The following is a 26,757-nucleotide window of genomic DNA, read 5'->3' on the forward strand; positions in this document are numbered from 1 at the left end:
GCTCTGTTCTTAAGACGCGTGAAATCAGCGGCCACGCGGGCCGATACCTACAGAGGTTGCGCCTACAAGAACTGCCACCGTCAAAACTTCCGAACTACAGAGCAGCACCTATCTTGACGAACACGCCTGCCAGCGTCCCCTCAAAGGTGGTCAGAGTGCCTGCAAGGGCAACTGCGATCAAAGAGGCGATGAGTGCATACTCAATCGCCGTAACCCCGTTGTTTTCTCTCAGGAATTTCGTTGTGAACTTTTTCATTTCCGCCCTCGGAACTTCAGTATTTCGTTTGTATTCACGCTGCACGTGATGAAGGTCCGGTCAGTGCCGTGGCCGATGATTCTCTCGTTCATCGACACCGGGTCTTTTGCACTGCCACACCATTTTCATCGCAGCCGGCTTCAAAGGATCAGGTTTCGTTTGGCCGTCTGTTCGATATCGCACCTCCCTCGTCAAACTTCGATGCTCCTGGCTTTTATAGCGTACCAATCGTATTAAAGCAATTGTCCGTTGCGCGCTTGGTACTATTTTGTTTTAAGCCGGGTGTCCATCTAGATTAACGGCACTTCGTGCGTTGCAGCACATAGGACTAACCATAGGTTAGATTCGCTGCACTAAATATCTGTTTGAACAGGTCGTTTCAAGCAACGTCACTGCTCTCACGTTACGCATCCCACCGTAACGTCGAATCCGGATCGTTACGTTACGCGAGTTCCGAAACCGATTTACTAAAGCGCGCATCCCGCGTCATTTCGATTCGACAAACACTCCATCAACCACAAGCAAGCCCGCGCTGCGCCTTGCTCGCAGCGATTAAAACAAAATCCCCCACGCATTGTGCAGTTGAAATGGCACGGCTGTTGCAGAGGTAGGCACGCAGCACTACCCAACAACACATGCGATCCGAGGGCGACATGAACATTCAAACGAACAACATCACGGTACGGGCAACATTAATCGCGGCAACGGTGGCAGCCATGCTGTCACTGAGCGCCTGCGGGGGCTCGGGAACCTTGAGTACGGGGACGGGGAGCAGCGGTAGCGGCAGTGCCGGGGGCACACTGTCGACGACCAGCGGCAGCGGTTCAACAGGGGCAAACGGTTCAGGTTCGGACACAGGCGCAGCCGGCGGTTCGGGCTCGGCCAGCACGGGAACAGGAACGACCGGTACGGGCAGTGGCTCGAGCACCACGACCGCACAGGCGAACGCACTCGGGACGGTGGCCGGCAACGCGGGCAACGTCGTCAGCAGCGTGGGCTCCACGGTCTCGGGCATCGGCTCGGTGATCGGTTCGCAATCGCTCCCGGGCGTCAGCTCGTCGACGACGCAATCGGCCGGCGGCATCGTCGAGAACGTGGGTGCAGCCGTCTCGACACTCGGCAACGGTGTCACCAATGGGCTTGGTCAACTCGGCACCGGCGGCAACGCGGTTGGCACCACCGTATCGAGCCTGGGCGGTGTGGTCGGCAATGTCGGCGGTGCGGTCACTAGCACCGGCAATCTCGTGACGAGCTTGGGCAGCGGCCCGCTCGCTCCGCTCGCAGCCGTTACGTCACCGCTCGGCGGTGTGATCGATACCCTTGGCGGCGCTGTCACCAACGGCGGCAGCACGCTGACAACGGCGCTCTCGACGGGTCCGGTCGAGCAGGTCACGCAAACGCTCAGCACGGCAATCACACCGATCACCACGATGGTTGCGTCCACAACTCAAACGGTCGGCACGGCAACCGGTCTCGGCGCACCGCTCAATGGCCTGCTGTCGACGATCGGTGGCGGACTCGGCAAGGCCGGCACGCTGCTCGCCGCGACCGGCGGTAACCCGATCACCACGGGCCTCGGCAACGTCGTGACCAGCACCGGCACTACGGTCTCTTCGGTAGGCGGTCTGTTGACGGGCGGCACCACGAATCCGCTGGCACCGCTCACCGGTTTGCTCGGTGGGCTGGGTTCGGCCGCCGGCGGCACGACAGGCAGTGGTCCGCTCGCTCCGTTGACAGGCTTGCTCGGCGGTCTGGGTTCAGCCGCAGGTGGCACCACCGGCAGCGGTCCGCTCGCCCCCGTCACCGGCCTGCTTGGCAACATCACCGGCGCCGCAGGCGGCACGTCGGGCAGCAACCCTCTCGCGCCTGTCACGACGCTCGTCTCGAGCCTCACGGGTTCCTTGAGCAGCGCGACCGGCGGCAGCAGCAGCCCGCTTGCACCGGTCACGGGTCTGCTGACGACTGTCACCAGCACGCTCACCACCGCCACCACGACCGCCACTACGGCGGCCAACAGCACGACCAAGAGCGTTACCACCACCGCATCGAACAGCCCGATCGGCGGCCTGAGCTCGACGACCGGCAGCGGCACGACGGGCAACCTGCTGTCGCCTGTGACGTCGCTCGTCGGCAGCCTGCTCGGCAGCGTGACGAAGAAGTAATCGATAACCGGTACGCAGGTGGTCGCAAAAGCGCGGACACCTGCTTCGACTGAGCTGAGCGGCGCCGCTCGGAAATAGCTGCACAGGCGCGCGGAGACCATCCAGCAGGACCCTAAAGAGATCGAGGAGCACCCCATGTCCACAGCACGTTTTTTTGTTTCCGATGCGGCCCGCGTGAGATTGTCGATGCTGCGCGTACCGCTCACCGCAGTCGCAGTCGCGTGCCTGCTCGCCGCTTGCGGCGGCAGCGACGTCACCGCCCCGCCAACCTCCAGCAACGGTGGCGGTAGCGGCGCAGGCGGCACGACGACAACCACCGGTTCGGGTGGCGGCAGCACCAGCACGGGCGGCGGCACGACGACCACGACCGGTTCGACCGGCACTGCAGGGACCGTGACGACCGCAGCCAAAACCGTCAACGACCTCGGCAATACGATCTCGTCGCAGTCGATTCCCGGTGTGAGCTCGCAGGTGACGCAGGGCCTGGGCAACACCGTGTCGGCCGCGAGCAATCCGCTGACGGCACTTGCCAACGCGGTCAGCACCGGCGTCGGCCAGACCGGCTCGATTGCGAATCCGGTCGGCACGACGGTCGCCGGACTCGGGTCGGTGGTCTCCTCGACGAGCGGAGTCGTGCAGGGCTTGAGCACGACGGTCGGCGGCCTCGGTACCGGCACGCTCGCACCGCTAGCGCCGGTCACGACGCCACTTGCCAGCACGCTGACCACCGTCGCCAACGCGCTCAATGCCGGCGGCACGACGCTCGGCAACACGTTGTCGTCAGCACCTGTGCAGCAGATCACGCAACCGGTCAGCACCGCCATCACGCCGCTCGTGCAGACCGTGGGCATCCTGACGCAGACAGTAGGCACGACGACCGGTCTGGGCGCGCCGGTGTCGGGCGTGCTGGCGCAAGTGGGTGGTGCGCTCGGCACGGCCGGTTCGAAGGTCGCCTCGACGACACAGAATCCGCTCGGCACCGACGTGGGTAACCTGGTCGGCTCGCTCGGCAATACCGTCACCAATGCGGGTGGTCTCGTCAATCCGAATGGCCCGAATGGCGCAGCGCCGATTCCCGGTCTGATCACGAGCCTCGTCGGCAGCACCACGGTGGTCGTGGCGAATGGGCCGCCGAGCGGCGCCGCCGCCAACGGTCTGCTCGGACCGTTGAACGCGACGCTGACCAGCCTCGGGCTCGGCACGAGTCCGCTCAGCTCGGTGACGTCGCTGCTCGGCAACACGCCGCTATCCGCCCTCTCAGGTGCGACTGCCGGCACGCCCCTGGCATCGGTCACCGGCTTGCTCGGCAATCTGCCGCTGAATTCGGTCACATCGGCACTGGGCGGCGCAACGAGCAGCTCCAACCCGCTCGGAGCAGTCACCGGTGTGCTGGGGACCGCCACCAGCGCTACCAGCACGACGCCGGCCGGCTCGCTGTTGGCGCCGGTCACGGGCCTGCTCACAACGGTAACCGGCGCACTCGGTTCGGCGACAGGCGCTGCGACCAGCTCGACGGGCGGCACTACTTCGCTGCTGAGCGGATTGCTCCCCGCGCAACATAAGTAGTCCGCAGCACCGATGACACGCCCGCCTCTCGCGGTCGCACCATGCAATGGAAATAGCACTTCGTACAGGCAGTTCGCATGAGTCACGTGCTCCGCATCGCACGGAGCACGTGGCATAACACGCGCAGGCATGGCAGTATGCGCGAAGCAACACACAGGCGTCCACGATCAGCCAGGCCAGGCAGTGGGTTCGCTCAATAAGAAAGACATACGAGGGAAGATCCGATGAAACTCGGGTACAGCAGATGGACACTCCTGCTCGCGGTCATGGCCGCGAGCGCGGTGCAGGCGCAATCGCGCCCGGCAGTCGGCAGCAACCCCGTGGGGGGTAATCCGATGGAGTCGATACCGCAAATCAACGCGCCCGACAAAGGGCCCAACGTCACGTTGCAGGTGCAACAGCAGGCGCCGCAATTGCAGGCGTTGCTCGCAACCCACCTGACGCCCACCAAGTTTCAGGTCGAAGGCGTGAAATCGATTTCGTTCGACGAAGTCGCGCAACGCTTCACTCCGCTCGTCGGCAAGGACATCACCATCGGCGATCTGATCCAGGTTGCCGACGGCGTCACCAAGCTGTATCAGGCGCGCGGCTACGCGTTGTCGTTCGCTTTCGTGCCGGCGCAGACTTTTGAAAACGGCGTGGTGCGCGTGACGGTCGTGGAAGGTTATGTGTCGGAGGTGAAGATCACCGGCAATCCTGGCAACGAGGAAGACAAGATCCGCGCGATCGCGGAACACATCCGCGCCGACCGGCCTCTGCGGCACGCCACGTTCGAACGCTACATCAATGTGCTGGGCCTGCTGCCGGGCATCAAGGTCGCCGCCAACGTGCCGGCCCCGCAGAATACCGACGGCGCCACCACGCTCGAGCTGAAAGTCGAACACCACCCGGTCAACGTCAGTACCGGCATCGCCACTACTCAACCCGGCGTACAGGGGCTGCTGACTGCAACCGAGAACGGCCTGACCTCGCTCGGCGAGCAATTGAGCGTCTCGGCGCTGCTGCCCAAAGGCCCCAACAATGTGACTTACCTCGCCGCTCATCTTGCGGTGCCGATCGGCAGCGACGGCCTGACGGGGAAGATCGATGCAACGCACTATCGCGGCAATCCGACGGACAATCCCGGCCTGCCCGGCTACGTGCAGCGCACCGTGATCAACGACAAGATCGGCGGCTCGCTCTCCTATCCGCTGCTGCTGAGCAACAGTCAGAGCTTGATGGGCACCGTATCGACGTACGCGTCGCACGACGAAGACGACTATCACAACACGATCAACGGCGCGCAGATCGGGCTGCGCTCGCAAATCCGCGTACTGCAGTTGCAGGCCGACTACACAAGCGTGGCGACAGGCCAGGTGCGCAAGGCGAGCGTCAATGTCGGGCAGGCGTTCAACATCCTGGGCGCCTCGAAGGCTGGTGACTCGAACATACCGGGGCTGGTGGAAACCAATCCCGTGTCGCTGACCTTTACGCGCTTCGGCGCGAGCTTCTCGCAAACCAATGAATGGCCGCTCAAGATCGGTACGGCGGTGGCGATGACAAGCCAGTACAGTCCCGACTCGCTGCCCACGTCGGAACAGATCTCGTTTGGCGCGCAGCATTTCGCGCAAGGCTACGAGCCGGGCGAAGCATCGGGAGATTCAGGCTGGGGAGCATCAGTCGAGATCAATCGTGGCTTCACGCCAGGCTTCACCTATCTGCAGTCGTTCACGCCGTATATATCGTTCGACATGGCGCGCGTGTATCTGCATTCGGGCACGCCGTCGCCGTCGAAGCTCTCGTCGGTCTCGTTCGGCTTCCGCATCTCCGATTCGAAGTACTACACGCTCGACCTCTCGGTGGGCAAGGCGCTCGGCGATGCTCCAGTGGAAAGCCCGTCGCGCAGCCCGCGTATCAACGCCACGTTCTCGTATTCGCTGAATTGAGCGATGTGGCGATTCAGGGTGTAGCGGGTGCACTTGGCGGGCCTGAGCTGCCGTTTTGATTAGAGGGTCCACTATCAAACGGCGGGCGCACTTTCACGTATTCTGCGCTGACCAGGACCGAAGCAATCAGCAGGCATCTTGCCGCCTGCCCTGTCAATAATGCCGCGCGACCACGATCGCGCCGACTTTTATCAAGGAGGAAGACAATGACGCTATTCACCCAACGCACGCGCACCATCATGACGCGCACCGCCAGACACGCAGCCCTCGCCGGCGTGCTGCTCGCCAGCGCCGTCACCGCAATGGCGCAAGCCGACAGTCCGATCGGCACGTGGCAAACCATCGACGATCACACGGGCCAGCCTAAAGCGCTCGTACAGATCACCCAGGAAAACGACGGTGCGCTGGATGGCAAAGTCATCAAGGGACTCGGGCCGAACGACCAGCCCGATCGCCGCTGCACGGCGTGCACGGATGATCGTAAAGACCAGTTGATTCTCGGCATGACGATCATCCACGACATGAAGAAAGTTGATGACGGCTGGGACGGCGGTCAGATTCTCGACCCCGAAAACGGCAAGGTCTACAAGTGCAAGATGCACCTGGAAGACGGTGGACAGAAACTGGTGGTGCGGGGATATATTGGCGTGTCGCTGCTGGGCCGCTCGCAAACCTGGATTCGCCAGCAATAAGGCTTATCAGGTCACTGCATGCGAGGCAAGCGAACGCGCCACACCACCATGCACTCAAACTTCGCAGTCCAATGAAAAAACCGGCCGACGATCTTTTCGTGCGGCCGGTTTTTTTGATTAAGCAGATTCAATTGGTTGGACTCGTCATGCAGCGCGCTTGTAGGATCCTGCGATGCCGAATACCGAAGGCAGCGCCGGTTGAGAGCCTGCCTGACCGTAGAGCGCGGGGCGTGCCGGCACCATAGGTACCGCTTCGGCACGTGCAGCCTTTTCTTCGGGGCTCACGTGGATACGCATGCGCGTCTCCATCATGCTGCACAACTCACCGGCCGCTTCGCCGAACAACTCGTCCATCACACGCTTGAGGACGCCTGATTCATGCCAGGCCTTAAAACGGCGATGGCACGTTTGATACGACGGGTATTTGCGCGGCATGGCGGACCAGGTGGCGCCGCTGTACATCACCCACAACACGCCATTGAGCACGGAGCGTGTGTTGGCGAGCGGGCGGCCACGCAGTTCGGAGCGCGGGCGCAGTTCGGGAAGCAACGGAGTCACACGTTGCCATTCTTCATCGTTGATATCGCGGTAGGGTGTCATGGATTTCTCCTTCGTCAAAATCTATGACTAAGAAGATATCCGCTCGCCTCTGGACGGAATATAAGACCAATCCGAATCTTGAAAATACGACTCGGGGCCGCCGGGGAAGTCGGCCGGCAGAGCACGCTCTATCGGAAATACAGCGCGCGTCTGTAGGAACCCGCGCCGAATCTTAAGAATCGCTGGGGTGTGTTCAGGTATCGCTCAGGTCAGCGATGTATCGACAATCCGGCGCGGCGCATCGAGATATTCCTTCGACTGCATCTCGACGATACGAGACACCGTGCGGGCAAATTCGTTAGCCATCGGGCCATCCGTGTACAACTGCTCGGGCGCTACCGCGGCGGACATCAGCAGCTTGACCTTGTGATCGTAGAACACATCGATCAGCCACGTGAAGCGTCTCGCTTCCGAGGCCATGCGCGCGCTCATCTGCGGCACGCCCGAGAGGATTACCGCGTGAAAGCGGCTCGCCAGTTCCAGATAGTCGTTCTGTGAACGCGGACCGCCGCAGAGCGTTGCAAAGTCGAACCAGACCACACCATCTGCACGTCGCAACGCTTTGAGCTCGCGCTTTTCGATGCGCAGAATCGGGCTTTCGTCGGGCACGGCGGCCAGACGCGCGAAAGCGTCGCGCAACGCCTTGTCCGAGGCTGCGCCTAGCGGCGTGTGATACACCTCGACCTGGGCCAGCGTACGCTGCCGGTAGTCGACGCCCGCGTCGACGTTGATCACATCGAGCTTGGCTTTAATCAGTTCGATCGCGGGCAGCATGCGGTCTCGATGCAAGCCGTCCGGATACAGCAGATCTGGGTCGTAGTTGGACGTCATCACGAACTGCACGCGGTTCTCGAACAGCTTGTCGAGCAGACGGTACAGGATCATCGCGTCAGCGATGTCGGAGACGTGGAATTCGTCGAAACAGATCAGGCGGTAGCGCTTGCCGATGCGGCGCGCCAGTTCGTCGAGCGGATCGGCCTGACCTTTCAGCTCCTCGAGTTCACGGTGCACTTCGCGCATGAACTCGTGAAAGTGCAAACGCGTCTTGCGCTGCACCGGCACGACCGTAAAAAAGCTGTCCATCAGGAAGCTCTTGCCGCGCCCCACCCCGCCCCACATGTAGACGCCGCGCGGCAGATCAGGGTGAATCAGCAGTTTCGTGAAAGCGTTCGAGCGGCGTGACTTGTAGTCTACCCACTCTTCGTAGCACCGCTGCAGACGGTCCACGGCCGCGCGTTGCGCCGGGTCCGATTGATAACCCCGGGTCTGCAGTTCTTTTTCGTAGTATTCGGTGACGTTCATTTTCTGGCTGCAAAAAAGAAGGCGGGAGGGATTGAACCCGCCCGCCTTCGTCGTGATGCAAAGGTGCTGCGATCAGTCAGGCGTGCGCGTGATTACATGTTCAGCGCGCGCTTGTCGACGGCCAATGCCGCTTCGCGCATTACTTCGGACAACGACGGGTGCGGATGGCAAATGCGGCCGATGTCTTCCGAAGCCGCTTTGAATTCCATCGCCACCACGGCTTCCGCGATCAGGTCCGATGCGTTGGCCGAGATGATGTGCACGCCGAGCAGTTCGTCGGTCTTCGCGTCGGCGATCATCTTGACGAAACCATCCGCCTTGTTGATGCCGAGCGCACGGCCGTTGGCCATGAACGGGAACTGGCCGGTCTTGACCTCGCGGCCTTCCGCCTTCAGTTGCTGCTCCGTCTTACCGACCCACGCGATTTCCGGCTCGGTGTAAATCACCCACGGAATGCAGTTGTAGTCGATATGCGGCTTCTGACCGTCGATAATCTCGGCCACCAGCACACCTTCGTCTTCAGCCTTGTGCGCGAGCATCGGGCCACGCACCACGTCGCCGATCGCGTAGACGTTCGGCACTGCGGTTGCGCAATGATCGTCCACGTCGATGAAGCCACGCTCGTTGGCCTTCAGGCCGATAGCTTCGAGACCGAGGTTGTCGGTGTTCGGCACGCGGCCGATCGACACGATCAGGCGGTCCGCTTCCAGCTTCTGCGCGTTGCCGTCCTTGTCCGTGTAGTTCAGCGTGACGCTGTTGTCGGTCGTCGTGACTTCGCCGACCTTCACGCCCACGTGAATATCCAGACCTTGCTTCTTGAACTGCTTGGCCGCTTCCTTCGCGAGTGCCTGGTCAGCCGCGCCGAGGAATTCCGGCAGCGCTTCGAGCACCGTTACGTCAGAACCCAGACGACGCCACACCGAACCCAATTCCAGACCGATTACGCCGGCGCCGATCACGGCCAGCTTCTTCGGCACGGAGTCGAAGCTCAATGCGCCTTCGTTGTCGGCCACGATCTTGTTGTCGACCGGGATGTTCGGCAGATGACGCGCCTTCGAACCCGTAGCGATGATCACGTTCTTGGCCGTGACCGTTTCCGTTTCGCCTTCGCCGCTCACTTCGATCTGCACGCCGGCGTCCGTCTTGCCGGTGAACTTGCCATGGCCCTTCAGCCAGGTGATCTTGTTCTTGCGGAACAGGAATTCGATGCCCTTGGTCATCTTCTCGACGATGCCTTCCTTGCGGGCCAGCATCTTCGTGATATCGACCGAGACGTTTTCCACGCTGATACCGTGGTCCGCGAGGTGATGCGATGCGTTTTCAAACTCTTCCGACGACGCGAGCAGCGCCTTTGACGGAATGCAACCCACGTTCAGGCACGTGCCGCCGAGCTTCAGCGCGCCGGCCGGGTTCTTCCACTTCTCGATACAGGCCACGCTCTTGCCGAGCTGCGCAGCGCGGATAGCTGCGATATAGCCGCCGGGACCGGCACCGATCACGACGACGTCAAATTCTTTGGACATGACAATCCTTTTGATGACGGGACGACGCGCTGCCACGCTTCGAGGCGCGCGCGTTCCAGTACTGCGGAATGCTAAAGACGTGCTGCTTGCGCTTTACTTATATGGCGCCGACTCGTGCGATCACAAGCCGGCGCCCAGGCCGTCGCGCTGCTTACAGGTCGAGCAGCAGGCGCGCCGGGTCTTCCAGCGCATCCTTCATGGCGACCAGCGACAGCACTGCTTCGCGACCGTCGATGATGCGGTGGTCGTACGACAGCGCCAGGTAGTTCATCGGGCGGATCACGATCTGGCCGTTTTCGACCACAGCGCGTTCCTTGGTGGCGTGCACGCCGAGGATCGCCGATTGCGGCGGGTTGATAATCGGCGTCGAGAGCATCGAGCCGAACACACCGCCGTTCGAGATCGAGAACGTACCACCGGTCATTTCTTCGATCGACAGCTTGCCGTCCTTCGCCTTCTGGCCGAATTCCGCAATCTTCTTTTCGATGTCAGCGAGGCTCAGCTGATCTGCGTTGCGCAGGATCGGCACCACCAGGCCGCGCGGCGAACCGACCGCGATACCGATGTCGAAGTAGCCGTGATAGACGATGTCGTTACCGTCGATCGACGCGTTCACCAGCGGGAACTTCTTCAGCGCGTGAACCGCCGCCTTCACGAAGAACGACATGAAGCCGAGCTTCACGCCATGTTCCTTCTCGAAGCGATCCTTGTACTTGTTGCGCAGGTCCATCACCGGCGCCATGTTCACTTCGTTGAACGTCGTGAGGATGGCGTTGGTTTGCTGCGACTCGAGCAGACGCTCGGCGATACGCGCACGCAGACGCGACATCGGCACGCGCTGTTCCGGGCGATCCTTGAGCCATGCTTCGGCGGAGGCCGGAGCCTTCACGTCCGGCAGCGACGGCTTGGCAGCCTTCGGTGCAGCGGCCGGAGCCGGTGCCGGGGCGGCCTTGGCAGCCGGAGCGCCAGCGGTCAGGACATCACCCTTGGTGATGCGGCCATCGCGGCCCGTGCCCGACACGTCGCCTGCGCCCAGACCCTTCTCGGCCATCAGCTTGCCGGCGGCCGGCGAGGCTGCGGTGTTTGCACCCGTTGCGGATGCAGCTTGAGCGGCCGGAGCAGGCGCTGCGGCGGCAGCCGGTGCGGCTTGCGGAGCCGGCTTCACTTCGGCTTCGACGGCAGCGGCGCCAGCCTTGCCTTCCGTGTCGATCTTCGCGATCACCTGATCAGCGGTGACGGTATCGCCGTCGTTGGCGATGACCTGTGCGAGCACGCCAGCCGAAGGGGCCGGCACTTCCAGCACGACCTTGTCGGTCTCGATTTCGATGAGGATCTCGTCTTGCGCGACAGCCTCGCCGGGTTTCTTCTTCCACTGCAGCATGGTGGCTTCCGAAACCGACTCCGAAAGCTGGGGAACTTTGACTTCTACAATAGCCATTATGATTTTCCTGAATACGTATCTGGTGACAACGAACCGTCTGCGAACCCTGTTCTGCGGCGTATCAGCCGTCAGATGCGGCGCGGGAAAGCGCACTGCGCTTCCCCGGTTCGGTTCAATAAGTTATTTAGCGATCGACGCGCTCTTCAGACGGCCGAATGCACCTTCGACCAGCGCCTTCTGCTGCTCGTAATGCTTCGCGTAGTACCCAACTGCAGGCGATGCCGAAGCAGGACGGCCGCTATACGCCAGCTTCTGTCCGTCCTTCATGCCTTCCTTCAGGTGATGCTCGATGTAGAACCACGGACCTTGATTCTGCGGCTCGTCCTGCACCCAGACCACTTCGGTCGCATTGTCGTACTTCTTCATTTCCGCTTCGAACTGCTTGTGCGCGAACGGATAAAGCTGTTCGATACGGATGATCGCGACGTCGTTCGCCTTCGCTTCGCGGCGATGAGCGAGCAGGTCGTAGTACACGCGGCCCGAGCAGACCACGACGCGCTTGACCTTCTTCGCTTCGATGGCTTCGTCGATTTCGCCGAGGATCGGCTGGAACGCACCCTTCGCCAGTTCGGACAGATCCGACACGGCTTCCTTGTGACGCAGCAGCGACTTCGGCGTAGCGACGATCAGCGGCTTGCGGAACAGGCGGATCATCTGACGGCGCAGCAGGTGGAAAATCTGCGCCGGCGTGGTCGGCTGAACGACCTGCATGTTGTGGTCTGCGCACAGTTGCAGGAAACGTTCGATACGGGTCGACGAGTGCTCCGGACCCTGGCCTTCGTAGCCGTGCGGCAGCAGCATCGTGAGACCGGAAACACGGCCCCACTTCACTTCGCCCGACGAGATGAACTGGTCGATCACAACTTGCGCGCCGTTCACGAAGTCGCCGAACTGCGCTTCCCATGCGACGAACGTGTTCGGTTCAGCGGTCGAGTAGCCGTATTCGAAGCCGAGCACCGCTTCTTCCGACAGCACCGAGTCGATCACCGTGAACTTCGCCTGACCTTCGGCGATGTTCTGCAGCGGCACGTACGTGCCGTCGTTCCAGCGTTCGCGATTCTGATCGTGCAGCACCGCATGACGGTGCGTGAACGTGCCGCGGCCCGAGTCCTGACCGGTCAGGCGCACGGCATAGCCCGATGCGACCAGCGACGCGAAGGCCAGGTGTTCGCCCATGCCCCAGTCGAGCTTCGCTTCGCCACGGCCCATCGCGCGACGGTCGTTGATGACGCGTTCGACGAGCGGGTGAACCTTGAAGTTTTCCGGCACCGTGGTGATGCGCTCAGCGAGGCGCTTCAGTTCAGCCAGCGGCACTGCGGTATCCGCTGCGTCGGTCCACTTGCGATTCAGGAACGGCACCCAGTCCACCGCGTACTTGCTCTTGTAGTTCGAGAGCACCGGGTCGACCGTGTGATGACCTTCGTCCATCGCCTTGCGGTAGGCCTTGACGAATTCGTCGGCTTCTTCCGCGGTGATCACGCCTTGTTGCACGAGCTTTTCAGCGTACAGCGCGCGCGTGCCCGGGTGCTTCGCAATCGTCTTGTACATCAGCGGCTGGGTGACAGCCGGCGTGTCCTGCTCGTTGTGGCCCAGCTTGCGGAAGCAGACGATGTCGACCACGACGTCTTTATGGAACTGCATCCGGAAGTCGATGGCGATCTGCGTAGCCAGCACCACCGCTTCGGGATCGTCACCGTTCACGTGCAGCACCGGTGCTTCGATCATCTTGACGACGTCCGAGCAGTAGAGCGTCGAGCGCGAGTCGCGCGGATCCGACGTGGTGAAGCCGATCTGGTTGTTGATGACGATGTGCAGCGTGCCGTGCGTGCCGTAACCACGCGTTTGCGCGAGGTTCAGCGTTTCCATCACGACGCCCTGACCGGCGAAAGCCGCGTCGCCGTGAATCTGCACCGGCAGCACTTGCAGGCCGCTGTCGTCGCCGCGACGGTCCATCCGGGCCTTGGCCGAGCCTTCGACCACCGGGTTGACGATTTCAAGGTGCGACGGGTTGAACGCGAGCGAGAGGTGAACCGGGCCGCCTTCGGTCGAAACGTCCGACGAGAAGCCCTTGTGGTACTTGACGTCGCCGGCCGGCAGATCGTCGACGTGCTTGCCTTCGAACTCGGCAAACAGGTCAGCCGGCATCTTGCCGAGCGTATTGACCAGCACGTTCAGACGGCCGCGGTGGGCCATGCCGATGACGATTTCCTGCACGCCGCGGGCACCGCCGTGACGCACGACTTCGTCCATCGAGGCGATAAAGCTTTCGCCGCCTTCGAGCGAGAAACGCTTCTGGCCGACGTACTTGGTGTGCAGGAAGCGCTCGAGGCCTTCAGAGGCGGTCAAGCGATTCAGAATGTGTTTCTTCTTCTCATTGGAGAAGTTCGGCGTCGAACGGATCGATTCGAGCTTTTCTTTCCACCAGCGCTTCTGTTCCGGATCGCTGAGGTACATGTACTCGGCGCCGATCGTGCCGCAGTACGTGTCACGCAGTGCCTTGACGATCTCACGCAGCGATGCGCGTTCAAACCCGAAGTACAGGTTAGTTGCGCTGAACTCCTGGTCCATGTCGGCTTCAGTGAAGTCGTAGAACGCGGGTTCAAGTTCGGGGATCGCGGGACGTTCGCGGCGCTTCAGCGGGTCGAGGTTGGCCCATTGCGTGCCGAGGAAGCGGTACGCGCCGATAAGGGACTGCACGTAGACTTGCTTGCGCGCGGTAGCGAGGTCTTCGCCGCCAGTTGCGGTGCGCGGGATGAAGGCGTTCGCCTTGGCCCGTTGTGCAAATGATTCGACGATCGGGCCATGGGCCACGTCGTTGGCATTGCTGCCATCCGATGCAGGAACGTTCTGCAACGCGTCGAAATACACACGCCAGTTCTCGGGCACTGACGCCGGATTATCGAGATACGCTTCGTACATTTCTTCTACGTACGGAGCATTGCCGCCGAACAGATAGGAGTTCGACTGGAATTGCTTCATCATTTTTACGCTCACCTTTCTTCGAGTTTCTCGAGAAATAGCGGGTTACCGAAACCTTCCGCGACACGGCCTGACCGTTTGGCGGATTGCGCGAATCAAGTCTTGCTTGGAAGGACCTTAACTTGCATCCGCGGAAGCATATCACATAACAGATACTGCAGATAGCAGACGCACTGGCGCAAAACCCTTTCCTGACGGGCTTTTGCGGACATTTTCGGGATACACAACAGTGTCCTGCAATTTACCGTAACGACAAACAACACTTGATCGCGCCATAAACGGCAAAAGCCACCCGAGGGTGGCTTTTGCATTGCATCAATTGACCGACTATTGATCTGCTATTGGCCGGCATTAGCCGGCATTGACCCGCTATTGCCGGGCCAACACAGGCCCTCGGCCCTGCTGCTTTAGTCCACTGCGCCCTTACGGCTGGCGCTGCGGCGCTCGTGTTCCTTCAGGTAACGCTTGCGCAGACGAATGGATTGCGGCGTGACTTCGACCAGCTCGTCGTCGTCGATGAATTCCACCGCGTATTCCAGCGACATCTGGATCGGCGGCACGAGGCGCACGGCTTCGTCGGTGCCCGACGAACGCACGTTGGTCAACTGCTTGCCCTTGATCGGGTTGACGACCAGGTCGTTGTCGCGGCTGTGAATGCCGATGATCATGCCTTCATACAGCGGCTCACCCGGCGACACGAACATGCGGCCGCGATCCTGCAGCTTCCACAGTGCATAAGCAACCGCAGCACCGTCGTCCTGCGAAATCAGCACGCCATTGCGACGCTCGCCGACGCCGCCTTCCTTGACCGGCTGATACGAATCGAACGTATGGCTCATCAGGCCCGTGCCGCGCGTAAGCGTCAGGAATTCACCCTGGAAGCCGATCAGACCACGCGCCGAAATGCGGTACTCGAGACGCGTACGGCCACGGCCGTCCGACGCCATGTCGAGCATTTCGCCCTTGCGGCGGCCCAGTTCTTCCATCACGCCACCCTGGTGGGCATCCTCCATGTCGACGGTCAGGTTTTCGTACGGCTCGTGCTTCACGCCGTCCACTTCCGTCATCACCACGCGCGGACGCGACACGGCGAGTTCGTAACCTTCACGACGCATGTTTTCCACGAGAATGGTCAGGTGCAGTTCGCCGCGGCCCATCACTTCAAACGTGGTTTCGTCGCCGGTTTCATTCACACGCAACGCCACGTTGTGGTTCAGCTCCTTGAACAGACGGTCGCGAATCTGACGGCTCGTCACAAACTTGCCTTCACGGCCAGCCAGCGGCGACGAATTGACGAGGAAGTTCATCGTCAGCGTCGGCTCGTCGACCGTGATCATCGGCAGCGCTTCCGGTTGTTCCGGCGAGCAGATGGTCACGCCAATGCCGATTTCTTCGATACCGTTGATCAGCACGATGTCGCCGGCTTCAGCCGACTCCACCTGCACGCGCTCAAGACCCTTGAACGACAGCACCTGGTTGATCTTGCGGTTCAGGATCGCGCCGTCCGGACCCGAGCGCACGGCAACCTGCATACCCGGCTTGATACGGCCACGCGTGATGCGGCCCACACCGATACGGCCCACGTACGACGAATAGTCGAGCGACGTGATCTGCAGTTGCAGCGGGCCTTCCGGATCGGCCGGGCGAACCGGAACGTGTTCCAGCACGGCGTCGAACAGCGGGCGCATGTCGCCCGAACGCACGTCCGGGGTCAAACCGGCATAACCATTGAGACCCGACGCATAGACGATCGGGAAATCGAGCTGCTCATCTGTTGCGCCAAGCTTGTCGAACAGATCGAACGTCTGGTTGATCACCCAGTCGATCCGCGCGCCCGGACGGTCAACCTTGTTGACCACCACGATCGGCTTGAGACCGAGCGCCAGCGCCTTCTTCGTGACGAAGCGCGTTTGCGGCATCGGACCTTCCACGGCGTCGACCAGCAGCAGCACCGAGTCGACCATCGACAGCACGCGCTCCACTTCACCGCCGAAGTCGGCGTGGCCCGGCGTGTCGACGATGTTGATGTGGGTGCCTTCGTACTCGACCGCGCAGTTCTTCGACAGGATCGTGATGCCACGTTCCTTTTCGATGTCGTTCGAGTCCATCACACGCTCGACCATCTGCTGGTTGTCGCGGAACGTGGCGGTCTGACGGAGGAGCTGGTCGACGAGCGTAGTCTTGCCGTGGTCGACGTGGGCAATAATGGCGATGTTGCGTAGGGCGCGGGTCATAGGAACCTGGGGACAGTTGAGTGCGCCAGCAGCAGCATTGTGTACAAAGCCAACAAAGCCCAAAGCGCACTTTTGGGAACCCAAAATTATAGCACGCGCAAGTTAAGGTTTTCTGGTATTCCCTTAGTTGCAACGCGCGCATGGGCCGTACGACTTCCATGCTGCCGACGGCCGGCCTCATATTTCCTTACATCGCATTTCGCGAATCACCCAGCCGCAACGCCTTGGCCGACGGCCCTTGCGCGCCCGATTCTCCTCCATCGCCCCTGGTCTTTTAAGCGCTTGAGACGCTAGAGATCGTTGCCTAAGCTGTAATAACGCTTGCCGGGTCAATTAATGACAATTTATAATCCTGCATAGTCAACCATTGCAGTCGCATGAGAATCATGACCGATCAGATCCCCACGCCGCCGCCGGAAATCAGTTCCTATCAGCTCGGCGAAAGCGTCGGCTATCTGATTTCCCGCGTGAGATCGACCATGTCGAACGAGATCACGCAACGCACGATGGCCGAACTCGGCATCACCAGCCAGCAAGGCAGCATCCTGTTCATGGTGGCCAGCGGCAAGTGTCTGCTGGCGGCGGAACTGGCCCGCGAATACGGCATCGATGCAAGCGCAGTCACGCGTCTGGTCGACCGGCTCGAAAAACGCGGCCTGCTCACCCGGGTTCGCAGCAGTGAAGACCGGCGCGTCGTGCGGCTCGCGCTAACACCGGAAGGCCAAAGCGTGGCCGCCCGCATGCCGGCGATTTTCAACAGCGTCGTGGATGGCTTTCTGGCTGGCTTTACGGCCGAGGAAGTCGGTTTCCTGAAGAGCATGCTGCGCCGCGTGCTGATCAATAGCGGTTGCGATCTAACGGGCATAACCCGTGACGTAGCAAGCAATTCTGACGTCAAATCGTCATAAGCTGGTTGCACTGTCCATCATTACAATTCACTGACCATGAGTGCAGCGATGAAATCCCTTTCCCTGTCCGCGCCCGCCGTCTCGTGCCGGGCCGCTGTCGCCGCTGCGGTGACGGCGCTGGCCCTCGCGGGGTGCGCGAACTACAGCGGTATCAAGAGCGACAAGCAGATCGCGCCGGCGACGCAGTACGAATCGAGCCAGAGCCTGCCGGCGCAGGGCGGCCAGTGGCCGTCGCTCGACTGGGCCAATCAGTTCGGCGACCCGCAACTGCCACAGTTGATCGCAGAAGCGCTCGAAGGCAGTCCGTCGATCGCCCAGGCTCAGGCGCGGCTCGCAAAGGCTTCGTCTTATATCGAATCCACGCGCTCGGCGCTGTACCCAAAGGTCAACGGCAGCTATTCGTGGAACCGCGAGATTTTCTCGCAAAACTCGATCTACCCGCCGCCCTACGGTGGCACCTGGTACAGCGAAAACAACGTGCTGGCGAGCGCCTCCTGGGATCTGGACCTGTGGGGCAAGAACCGTCAGCGCCTCGGTCAGGCGGTCTCGCAGGAGAAAGCGGCGGAAGCCGACGTGCAGCAGGCGCGTGTGACGCTCGCCGCGTCGGTAGCGAGTACGTATAACCAGCTTGCCCAGCTGTACGCGCTGCGCGATATCGCCGCGCGCGAAATCGCCAATCGTCAGGATATTGGCCGTATCACCCACGGCCGCGTTGTCGCTGGTCTCGACACCAACGTCGAGCAGCAGACCGCCAACGGCAACATCGCGACGAGCCAGACCAACCTGAGCGATCTCGATGGCCAGATCGCCAACGTGCGCTATCAGCTGGGTGCGCTGCTTGGCAAGGGACCGGATCGCGGCTTGCAGATCGCCAAGCCGGTCCTGACGGTGGGCAACCCCGTCATCCTGCCGGATAACGTGCCTGCCGATCTGGTCTCGCGCCGCCCCGATATCGTCGCCGCACGCTGGCAGGTCGAAGCCGAGATGCACGACGTGAAGGAAGCGAAAGCAGAGTTCTTCCCGGACATCAATCTGTCCGCCGCTGCGGGCTTCGATGCGTTCGGCTGGGGCAAATTCCTGACCTCGTCGAGCCGCAACATGCAGTTCGGGCCGGCCATCCACCTGCCGATCTTCGACGCCGGCGCCTTGCGCTCGCAGTTGAAAGGCCGCTACGCCGACTTCGACCTGGACGTCGCCAACTACAACCAGACGCTGATCAGCGCGCTGTCGGATGTCGCCACGCAGATCACAACGATCCGTTCGATCGATCAGCAATCGGGTGACGCACAGCGCGCGCTCGACGCCTCGACCAAGGCATACCAGCTGGCCGTGATCCGCTACAAGGCGGGTCTGTCGGAACAACTGCAGGTGCTGACCGCCGACCAGAACCGCCTCGCCGCCGAACAGACGGTGACGAATCTGAAGATGCGCCGCCGCGACATGCAGATCGGTCTCATCAAGGCGCTCGGCGGCGGTTTCGACGCGACCCAGACTGGTCTCGTGGTACCGGCCGATGCACCGGACGGCGCGTCCGCCTCACACGCGGCACAAGCGGCCCCGGCAGCGCAGACGACACCGGCCACGCCAGCAGCTCAAGCGACCAGCACGGCACAAACAGCAGCACCGGCAGCGAACTGAATCCGAATGCCCACCCGAATAAACGACGCAGATTGAGAGAATACGGAGCATATCAATGAGCACCCCCCAGCAACCTGCTGCCAACGCACAACCGGCGAACAACAGCAAACGCAAGCGCATGATGGCGTTGCTCGTCATCGTGATCCTGATTGCCGCGATCGCCTACGGGTTTTACTACTTCCTCGTCGCGCGCTTCCACGAGTCGACTGACGACGCGTATGTGAACGGCAACGTCGTGCAGATCACGCCGCAAGTGACCGGTACGGTCATCGCGGTCAATGCCGACGATACGCAGACCGTCAAGGCCGGCGACCCGGTCGTCGTGCTGGACCCGGCGGATGCACGCGTCGCGCTGGAACAGTCCGAGGCCAATCTCGGCCAGGTGGTACGCCAGGTGCGCGGCCTGTTCGCCGACGACAACCAGTACCAGGCCCAGGTGGAAGTCCGTGAAGCGGATCTCTCACGCGCCCAGGACGACCTGCGCCGCCGCATGCTGGTCGCCCAGACCGGCGCCGTGTCGCAGGAAGAAATCTCGCACGCCCGTGATGCCGTGAAGAGCGCCCAGGCCGCACTCGACGCCGCAAAGCAACAGCTCGCATCGAACCGCGCGCTGACCGCCAACACGACGATTGCCGACCACCCGAACGTGGAAGCCGCCGCTGCCAAGGTGCGCGACGCCTATCTGGCGAGCGCCCGCAACACGCTGCCGGCGCCGGTCACCGGTTACGTTGCGAAGCGCTCGGTGCAGGTCGGCCAGCGCGTCTCGCCGGGCAATCCGCTGATGGCGATCGTGCCGCTGAACGGCGTGTGGGTCGACGCGAACTTCAAGGAAGTTCAGCTGAAGCATATGCGCATCGGCCAGCCGGTCGAACTGACGGCCGACGTGTACGGCTCGTCGGTGGTGTTCCACGGCAAGGTGGTCGGCTTCTCGGCTGGCACGGGCTCGGCGTTCTCGCTGCTGCCGGCACAGAACGCCACGGGCAACTGGATCAAGGTGGTGCAGCGTCTGCCGGTGCGGATCGCGCTCGACCCGCAGGAACTTGAAAAGCATCCGCTGCGTATCGGCCTGTCGATGGACGCCGACGTCAGCATCAAGGACGAAAACGGCGGTCAGCTGGGCGAAGCACCGAACACGATCTATCAGACCAACGTGTTCGACAAGTACGGCGATCAGGCCGACGCCGAAATCGCCCGCATCATTGCTGAAAACGCGGGTCAAGGCGGCGGTGGACAGAAGTCGGCTGCCCGCGATACCAACGCACCCGCCAAGGCAATGTAACGCTGCGCCACATTAAAACAAGGTTTCTGATACATGGCTCAGTCTCAAGCGCCCATTCCTCATCCGCCGTTAGAGGGGGCGCAGTTGGTGATCGGCACCATCGCGGTGTCGCTCGCCGTTTTCATGAACGTGCTCGACACCTCGATTGCAAACGTGTCGATCCCGTCCATCTCCGGGGATCTCGGCGTCTCGTCCGATCAAGGCACGTGGGTGATCACCTCGTTCGCGGTGGCGAACGCGATCTCCGTGCCCTTGACCGGCTGGCTCACCGAGCGCATCGGCCAGGTGCGCCTGTTCATGGCGTCGATCATCCTGTTCGTGATCTCGTCGTGGATGTGCGGTCTTGCGCCGACGCTGCCCTTCCTGCTCGCCTCGCGCGTGCTGCAAGGCGCTGTCGCCGGGCCGATGATCCCGCTGTCTCAAACACTTTTGCTGGCCAGCTATCCACGCGCGAAGGCGCCCATGGCGCTTTCCATGTGGGCGATGACCACACTGATTGCACCGGTGGCCGGCCCGATTCTGGGCGGCTGGATCTCGGACAACATCTCATGGCCGTGGATCTTCTACGTCAACATTCCGGTCGGCACAATTGCCGCCATCGCCACGTGGACGATCTTCCGCAATCGCGATTCGGCAATCCGTAAGGCGCCGATCGACGGCGTGGGACTCGCCTTGCTGATCATCTGGGTCGGCTCGCTGCAGGTGATGCTCGACAAGGGTAAAGACCTCGACTGGTTCGCCTCCACCACGGTCGTGGTGCTAGCGCTGACCGCGGTGATCGCGCTCGCGTTCTTCATTGTCTGGGAACTGACGGCGGAGCATCCGGTGGTGGACCTGTCGCTGTTCAGCAAGCGCAATTTCACCGGCGGCACGGTGGCGCTATCGATCGGCTATGGGCTCTACTTCGGCAACCTCGTGTTGTTGCCGCTGTGGTTGCAAACCGATCTGGGCTACACCGCTACCAACGCCGGTCTCGTCATGGCGCCGGTCGGCTTCTTCGCGGTGCTGCTCTCGCCGATCACCGGCAAGATTTTGCCGCGTACCGATCCGCGCTACATCGCCACGGCGTCGTTCCTGGTGTTCGCGCTGTGTTTCTGGATGCGTTCGCGCTATACGACCGGCGTCGACACGTTTTCGCTGCTGGTTCCCACGCTGATTCAGGGCATCGGCATGGCGGGGTTCTTTATTCCGCTGGTGTCGATCACGTTGTCAGGTCTGCCAGGCAACCGGATTCCGGCGGCATCGGGATTGTCGAACTTCGTGCGGATCATGTGCGGCGGTATCGGCACGTCGATTTTCCAGACTGCCTGGGATCACCGCACGATCCTGCATCACGCACGCCTGAGTGCCCAGGCCAACCTGTATAACCCGGTGTTCGATCAGTCGATACGTCAGATGGGCGCGGCCGGCTTCAGTCAGCCGCAGGCATATGGTCTCTTCAACAATATGGTGACGCAGCAGGCGGCGCAGTTGGGGGTGAACGATCTGTTCTACGTCTCGGCGGGGATCTTCGTCGCGTTGATTGCGCTGATCTGGATCACGAAGCCTGAGCGAGCAGGTGGCGATGCCGGTGCAGCGGCGGCAGCGGCGCATTGACGGTTGATGTGGCTTTGAAGGCGGAACTCGAGCAGGTTTGGCTCAGCGTGATTGACTCAACGTCTTCGAAGTAAGCGCAGCAATGAAAAAGGCGGTACCGCAATGACGGTGCCGCCTTTTTTGTTTGTTGCGAATCGCGCCTTAGCTTGCCGCGGTCACCACGAGTCGCTCCGGCGCCAGCACGCCCTCGCCTAGCTTCGCGACGCCAAGCAGCTTGCTTTCCGCAGCGTAGACGCGCACACGCTCCGCAGCAGCAGCCTCTTTGCTCAACGTGAGATCGGCCAGACGCAGGCGCTGACCGTGCAGAAAGCGGCGTGCGCCTTCTTCATCGAGCTGCACTGCCGGGAAAGTCGAAAGCAGAGCGTCGACCGGCTGCAGCCACTTATCGCGCTCGGCTTCGGCCGCGTCGGACAACGCATCGAGCGTCACCGAATGTTCCAGCGTCAACGCGCCGACGCCCGTGCGCCGCAAAGCAACCAGATGCGCGCCACAGCCAAGCGCCTCACCGATATCCTCGGCCAGCGTGCGCACGTACGTTCCCTTGCTGCAAGTCACGCGGAACGTCACATCAGGCAGCGAGCAAGCCAGCATCTCAAGCGCATGAATCGTCACCGGACGCCCTTCCCGCTCCACCACCTGACCCGCCCGTGCGTATTCGTACAGCGGTTTGCCGTCGCGCTTGAGCGCCGAATACATTGGCGGCACCTGCACGATGTCGCCGCGAAAGCGCTCCATCGCAGCAACGACCGCCGGCTGATCGCAGGCCACTTCGCGCGTTTCGATCGCCTCGCCTTCCGCGTCGCCGGTAGCCGTGCGGACACCGAGGCGCATGGTGGCCTCGTAGGTCTTGTCGGCTTCGAGCAGATCCTGCGAGAACTTGGTCGCCTCGCCGAAACACAGCGGCAGCAAACCGGTGGCGAGGGGATCGAGCGTACCGGTATGGCCAGCCTTCTTCGCCAGGTAAAGGCGCTTCACCCGGATCAGCGCGTCGTTGCTCGACAGGCCAATAGGCTTGTCGAGCAATAACACACCATCGAGCGCGCGACGCGGCACACGGGGCCGTTGAGGTGCGGTCATATCAAAACGATGAGGACGAACGGGAAGTCAGCATGAGCAATATGCGGCCAACGGTGAGCATCGAGGAAGCTGAAACACCGCGCGCAATCACTCGTCTTTCGCGCGGCTAGCGTTCGCCTCGTCGATCAGACGCGACATTTCCACGGCACGTTCGATGGTTTTGTCGTAGTGGAAATGCAGCGTCGGCACCGTGTGGATATGCAGGCGCTTGAACAACTGATTGTGCAGATGGCCAGCCGCATGAATCAGGCCTTGCAGCGTCTGTTGCGGGTCGCCGGTCAGCGTCGTGAAGTAGACCTTCGCGTGCGCGTAGTCCGGCGTCAGTTCGACGCTCTGAATCGTGACCATACCGATGCGCGGGTCTTTGATCTCGCGCAGCAGCTCGGACAGGTCGCGCTGGATCTGATCGGCGATCTGCACGTTGCGATTGGGAGAAGTACGTTTCTTAGGCATGGTGAATCCGTGATCCGCTCTGGCGGATAGCAATGGGGTTCGCGTCTCCCTGGCGGGGCCGCGAACGCACGCGAGCACAAAATGCACGCGCACAAAAACAAGGGGCGGAGGGGCGCAAGCGCCCGCCCCGCCCCTTCAGCGTTGCGCCTGAATTACAGCGAACGCGCGACTTCAGTGACTTCGAAGACTTCGAACTGGTCGCCTTCGATAATGTCGTTGAAGTTCTTGATCGACATACCGCACTCGAAGCCCTGACGCACTTCCTTAACGTCGTCTTTGAAGCGCTTGAGCGAATCGAGCTCGCCCGTATGAATCACGACGTTGTTGCGCAGCACGCGCACCGACGACGAGCGCTTGACGAAGCCGTCCGTGACCATACAACCGGCCACCGCGCCGACCTTCGGCACCTTGAAGACCTGACGCACTTCGACCATACCGGTGACGACTTCGCGTTTCTCCGGCGCCAGCATGCCCGACATCGCAGCCTTCACTTCATCCACAGCGTCATAGATGATGTTGTAGTAGCGAATGTCGATACCGTTGGACTCCGCCAGCTTGCGCGCCTGTGCATCCGCACGGGTGTTGAAGCCGATGATGACCGCCTTCGAAGCCGTTGCCAGGTTGACGTCGTTTTCGCTGATGCCGCCCACCGCGCCGTGCACAATCTGCACGCGGACTTCGTCGGTAGAGAGCTTTTGCAGCGATTGCACCAGCGCTTCCTGCGAACCCTGCACGTCGGCCTTGACGATAAGCGGCAGGTACTGCACTTCGCCTTCGCCCATCTGTTCCAGCATGTTCTCGAGCTTCGCGGCCTGTTGCTTGGCCAGCTTGACGTCGCGGAACTTGCCTTGACGGAACAGTGCGACTTCACGCGCCTTGCGGTCGTCCGGCATGACGATGACTTCTTCGCCAGCCTGCGGCACTTCCGACAAACCTTGAATCTCAACCGGGATCGACGGACCAGCCGACTTGGTCGGCTTGCCGGTCTCGTCGAGCATGGCGCGCACGCGGCCATAGGCGCTGCCTGCCAGCACGACGTCACCACGGTTCAACGTACCCGACTGAACCAGGATCGTTGCAACCGGGCCCTTACCCTTATCCAGCTTCGCTTCGATGACCAGACCCTTGGCCGGCGCTTCGACCGGTGCCTTCAATTCCAGCACTTCGGCCTGCAGCAGCACGTTTTCGAGCAGGTCGTCGATGCCTGCGCCGGTCTTGGCCGACACCGACACGAACGGCGAATCGCCACCGTATTCTTCCGGCACGACGCCTTCCGCGACGAGTTCCTGCTTCACGCGCTCCGGATTCGCATCCGGCTTGTCGATCTTGTTGATCGCGACGACGAGCGGCACGCCGCCTGCCTTCGCGTGGGCAATCGCTTCCTTCGTCTGCGGCATCACGCCGTCGTCGGCTGCAACCACCAGAATCACAATGTCCGTTGCCTTCGCACCGCGAGCACGCATGGCCGTGAAGGCCTCGTGACCCGGCGTGTCGAGGAACGTGATCACGCCGCGCGGCGTTTCCACGTGGTATGCGCCAATGTGCTGCGTAATCCCGCCCGCTTCACCCGCTGCCACCTTGGCGCGGCGGATGTAGTCGAGCAGCGACGTCTTGCCGTGGTCGACGTGACCCATGACCGTGACGACCGGCGGACGCGGCAGCGATTCTGCATCGGAGCTGACCTCGCCTTCGACCAGCATCGCTTCCGGATCGTCCAGCTTGGCCGCAACCGCGTGATGGCCCAGTTCTTCGACGATGATCATCGCCGTTTCCTGGTCCAGCATCTGGTTGATCGTGACCATCTGGCCGAGCTTCATCATCGACTTGATGACTTCGGACGCCTTGACGGCCATCTTGTGCGCCAGATCGGCCACCGTAATCGTTTCCGGCACGTGCACTTCGCGCACGATCGGTTCGGTCGGCGCCTGGAACGTGGTGTTCTGGTCCTGATGCTTGCCGCGACCCTTCGGGCCGCCGCGCCAGCCGCGATCGACACCGCCGCTCGTATCGCCACGCGTCTTGATGCCGCGGCGCTTCGCTGCGTCGTCCTGCCAGCCGCCCTTGCCTGCGCCCGGCTTCTTCTTGTCGCCAGCCGACGGTGCAGGAGTCGCAGACGGCGTTGCCGCCACCGGCTTCTTGGCAGCAGGACGCGCCGGCGCTTCGCCTGCCGGACGAGCCGGCTTGTGCAACGTGCCCTTGGCTTCCGCAGCCTTCGGCGCTTCAGCGGGCTTGGCCGCCGCAGCCGGAGCAGCAGCAGGCTCAGGCGCCTTGGGCTGGGCTGCCTTGCGCGGCGTGCTCATCATTTCGCGAATCGCACGCGCTTCGGCTTCTGCCTTCGCACGGCGCTTGCTGATTTCTTCCTGCTCGGCGCGCGTCTTTTCCGCGGCCAGACGCGCTGCGTCCTCCGCCTTCTTCGCGGCTTCGCGTTGCGCCGCGCGTTCCGCTGCGGCGCGTTCGTCGTCCTGTTCGGTCGCCGCAGCCGGTGCTGCTGCTTCGGGCTGCGCAGCTTGCACAACCTGCTCGACCTTCTTCTGCGTGGCAGTTTCGGCGGCGGCAGCAGCGCGCTTCTTCGCCGCTTCCTCTTCCGCACGACGCCGCTCGGCTTCGGCAGCCTGCTCACGCGCCTGACGCTCGGCTTCTTCGCGTTCGAGCTGTTCCTGACGCGCTTTCAGTTCCTGAGCCTGCTTTTCGAGCAGCTCGGCTTCGTGACGCGCTTCTTCTTCGCGACGCTGAAGTTCGAGGTCATCCGTATCGACGTCGGCCTCAGCCACATGATTCGATGCATCGCCGCCTTCGCCACCCGCTTCGTCGCGGCGGACGAACGTGCGCTTCTTGCGCACTTCGACCTGAATGGTACGAGCCTTACCCGTCGAATCAGACTGCTTGATTTCCGACGTATGCCGTTTCGTCAGCGTGATCTTGCGCTTGTCCGCATCAGTCGAGCCGTGAGACTTGCGCAAGTGGTCGAGCAGACGCGCCTTGTCCGCTTCGGACAGGGTGTCGTCTTCGCTCGCTTTAGTGACGCCTGCTGCCTGCAGCTGCTCAAGCAGCACGCCTGCAGGCATTTTCAGTTCCGCGGCAAATTGGGCTACGTTGTTACTCGCCATTCATTCCTCTTAATGCAAG

General features: G+C 62.0%; 18 protein-coding genes. 8 read left to right on the forward strand and 10 right to left on the reverse strand.

Annotated elements, in window-relative coordinates:
* Positions 1 to 94 precede the first annotated feature (94 nt).
* Positions 95 to 256, reverse strand: coding sequence for a Flp family type IVb pilin (locus tag P3T17_RS14635; protein ID WP_429407480.1), 162 nt, complete (start codon positions 254 to 256; stop codon positions 95 to 97).
* Positions 257 to 909: 653 nt separating this feature from the next.
* On the opposite strand from P3T17_RS14635, the gene P3T17_RS14640 reads away from it, so the two are divergent.
* From P3T17_RS14640 to P3T17_RS14655, 4 genes are all read left to right on the forward strand, one after another.
* Complete coding sequence (locus P3T17_RS14640; protein WP_429407481.1) at positions 910 to 2,418, forward strand: collagen-like triple helix repeat-containing protein; 1,509 nt, start codon at positions 910 to 912, stop codon at positions 2,416 to 2,418.
* A 135-nt stretch (positions 2,419 to 2,553) separates the two neighbouring features.
* Positions 2,554 to 3,984, forward strand: coding sequence for a collagen-like triple helix repeat-containing protein (locus P3T17_RS14645; protein WP_429407483.1), 1,431 nt, complete (start codon positions 2,554 to 2,556; stop codon positions 3,982 to 3,984).
* A gap of 224 nt (positions 3,985 to 4,208) precedes the next feature.
* Positions 4,209 to 5,909: a ShlB/FhaC/HecB family hemolysin secretion/activation protein gene (locus tag P3T17_RS14650; RefSeq protein ID WP_429407484.1), complete on the forward strand. Its 1,701-nt coding sequence runs from the start codon at positions 4,209 to 4,211 to the stop codon at positions 5,907 to 5,909.
* A 206-nt stretch (positions 5,910 to 6,115) separates the two neighbouring features.
* Positions 6,116 to 6,601 (forward strand): DUF2147 domain-containing protein, encoded by a 486-nt coding sequence (locus tag P3T17_RS14655; RefSeq protein WP_429407486.1) that lies wholly within the window; start codon positions 6,116 to 6,118, stop codon positions 6,599 to 6,601.
* Between the two features lie 144 nt (positions 6,602 to 6,745).
* Here the strand turns inward: P3T17_RS14655 and P3T17_RS14660 are convergent, their stop codons facing one another.
* The 6 genes from P3T17_RS14660 to typA form a co-directional block, all read right to left on the reverse strand.
* The gene (locus P3T17_RS14660; RefSeq protein WP_074264973.1) at positions 6,746 to 7,201 is read right to left on the reverse strand and encodes a transposase; all 456 of its coding nucleotides are present in this window, start codon (positions 7,199 to 7,201) and stop codon (positions 6,746 to 6,748) included.
* A 204-nt stretch (positions 7,202 to 7,405) separates the two neighbouring features.
* The gene (gene zapE / locus P3T17_RS14665; RefSeq protein ID WP_429407488.1) at positions 7,406 to 8,503 is read right to left on the reverse strand and encodes a cell division protein ZapE; all 1,098 of its coding nucleotides are present in this window, start codon (positions 8,501 to 8,503) and stop codon (positions 7,406 to 7,408) included.
* A gap of 92 nt (positions 8,504 to 8,595) precedes the next feature.
* The gene (gene lpdA, locus P3T17_RS14670; RefSeq protein WP_429407490.1) at positions 8,596 to 10,026 is read right to left on the reverse strand and encodes a dihydrolipoyl dehydrogenase; all 1,431 of its coding nucleotides are present in this window, start codon (positions 10,024 to 10,026) and stop codon (positions 8,596 to 8,598) included.
* Positions 10,027 to 10,177: 151 nt separating this feature from the next.
* Complete coding sequence (odhB, locus tag P3T17_RS14675; protein ID WP_429407491.1) at positions 10,178 to 11,464, reverse strand: 2-oxoglutarate dehydrogenase complex dihydrolipoyllysine-residue succinyltransferase; 1,287 nt, start codon at positions 11,462 to 11,464, stop codon at positions 10,178 to 10,180.
* Between the two features lie 123 nt (positions 11,465 to 11,587).
* Positions 11,588 to 14,449: a 2-oxoglutarate dehydrogenase E1 component gene (locus P3T17_RS14680; RefSeq protein WP_074264977.1), complete on the reverse strand. Its 2,862-nt coding sequence runs from the start codon at positions 14,447 to 14,449 to the stop codon at positions 11,588 to 11,590.
* 404 nt (positions 14,450 to 14,853) lie between these two features.
* Positions 14,854 to 16,680 (reverse strand): translational GTPase TypA, encoded by a 1,827-nt coding sequence (typA, locus tag P3T17_RS14685; RefSeq protein WP_429407493.1) that lies wholly within the window; start codon positions 16,678 to 16,680, stop codon positions 14,854 to 14,856.
* 386 nt (positions 16,681 to 17,066) lie between these two features.
* Here typA and P3T17_RS14690 point away from each other — a divergent pair, with 386 nt between their 5' ends.
* From P3T17_RS14690 to P3T17_RS14705, 4 genes are read left to right on the forward strand one after another with little or no spacing between them, the layout of a single operon-like run.
* Entirely contained in the window at positions 17,067 to 17,588 is a 522-nt protein-coding gene (locus P3T17_RS14690; RefSeq protein WP_429407495.1) for a MarR family winged helix-turn-helix transcriptional regulator, read from the forward strand.
* Between the two features lie 48 nt (positions 17,589 to 17,636).
* A complete protein-coding gene (locus P3T17_RS14695; protein ID WP_429407497.1) occupies positions 17,637 to 19,226 on the forward strand; it encodes an efflux transporter outer membrane subunit in 1,590 nt (529 codons plus the stop codon).
* 55 nt (positions 19,227 to 19,281) lie between these two features.
* Complete coding sequence (locus P3T17_RS14700; protein WP_074264981.1) at positions 19,282 to 20,505, forward strand: EmrA/EmrK family multidrug efflux transporter periplasmic adaptor subunit; 1,224 nt, start codon at positions 19,282 to 19,284, stop codon at positions 20,503 to 20,505.
* 33 nt (positions 20,506 to 20,538) lie between these two features.
* Positions 20,539 to 22,101: a DHA2 family efflux MFS transporter permease subunit gene (locus P3T17_RS14705; RefSeq protein ID WP_074264982.1), complete on the forward strand. Its 1,563-nt coding sequence runs from the start codon at positions 20,539 to 20,541 to the stop codon at positions 22,099 to 22,101.
* A 141-nt stretch (positions 22,102 to 22,242) separates the two neighbouring features.
* Here the strand turns inward: P3T17_RS14705 and truB are convergent, their stop codons facing one another.
* The 3 genes from truB to infB form a co-directional block, all read right to left on the reverse strand.
* Positions 22,243 to 23,178 (reverse strand): tRNA pseudouridine(55) synthase TruB, encoded by a 936-nt coding sequence (truB, locus tag P3T17_RS14710; RefSeq protein WP_429407499.1) that lies wholly within the window; start codon positions 23,176 to 23,178, stop codon positions 22,243 to 22,245.
* Between the two features lie 87 nt (positions 23,179 to 23,265).
* Positions 23,266 to 23,631 carry a 30S ribosome-binding factor RbfA gene (rbfA, locus tag P3T17_RS14715; protein ID WP_074264984.1) on the reverse strand — a complete coding sequence of 122 codons (366 nt, stop codon included), beginning with the start codon at positions 23,629 to 23,631 and terminating at the stop codon, positions 23,266 to 23,268.
* A gap of 152 nt (positions 23,632 to 23,783) precedes the next feature.
* Positions 23,784 to 26,738 (reverse strand): translation initiation factor IF-2, encoded by a 2,955-nt coding sequence (gene infB / locus P3T17_RS14720; RefSeq protein ID WP_429407500.1) that lies wholly within the window; start codon positions 26,736 to 26,738, stop codon positions 23,784 to 23,786.
* Positions 26,739 to 26,757: the final 19 nt, after the last annotated feature.

Origin of the sequence: Paraburkholderia sp. GAS82 (genome assembly GCF_050436285.1) — a bacterium.
Classification (GTDB): domain Bacteria; phylum Pseudomonadota; class Gammaproteobacteria; order Burkholderiales; family Burkholderiaceae; genus Paraburkholderia; species Paraburkholderia phenazinium_B.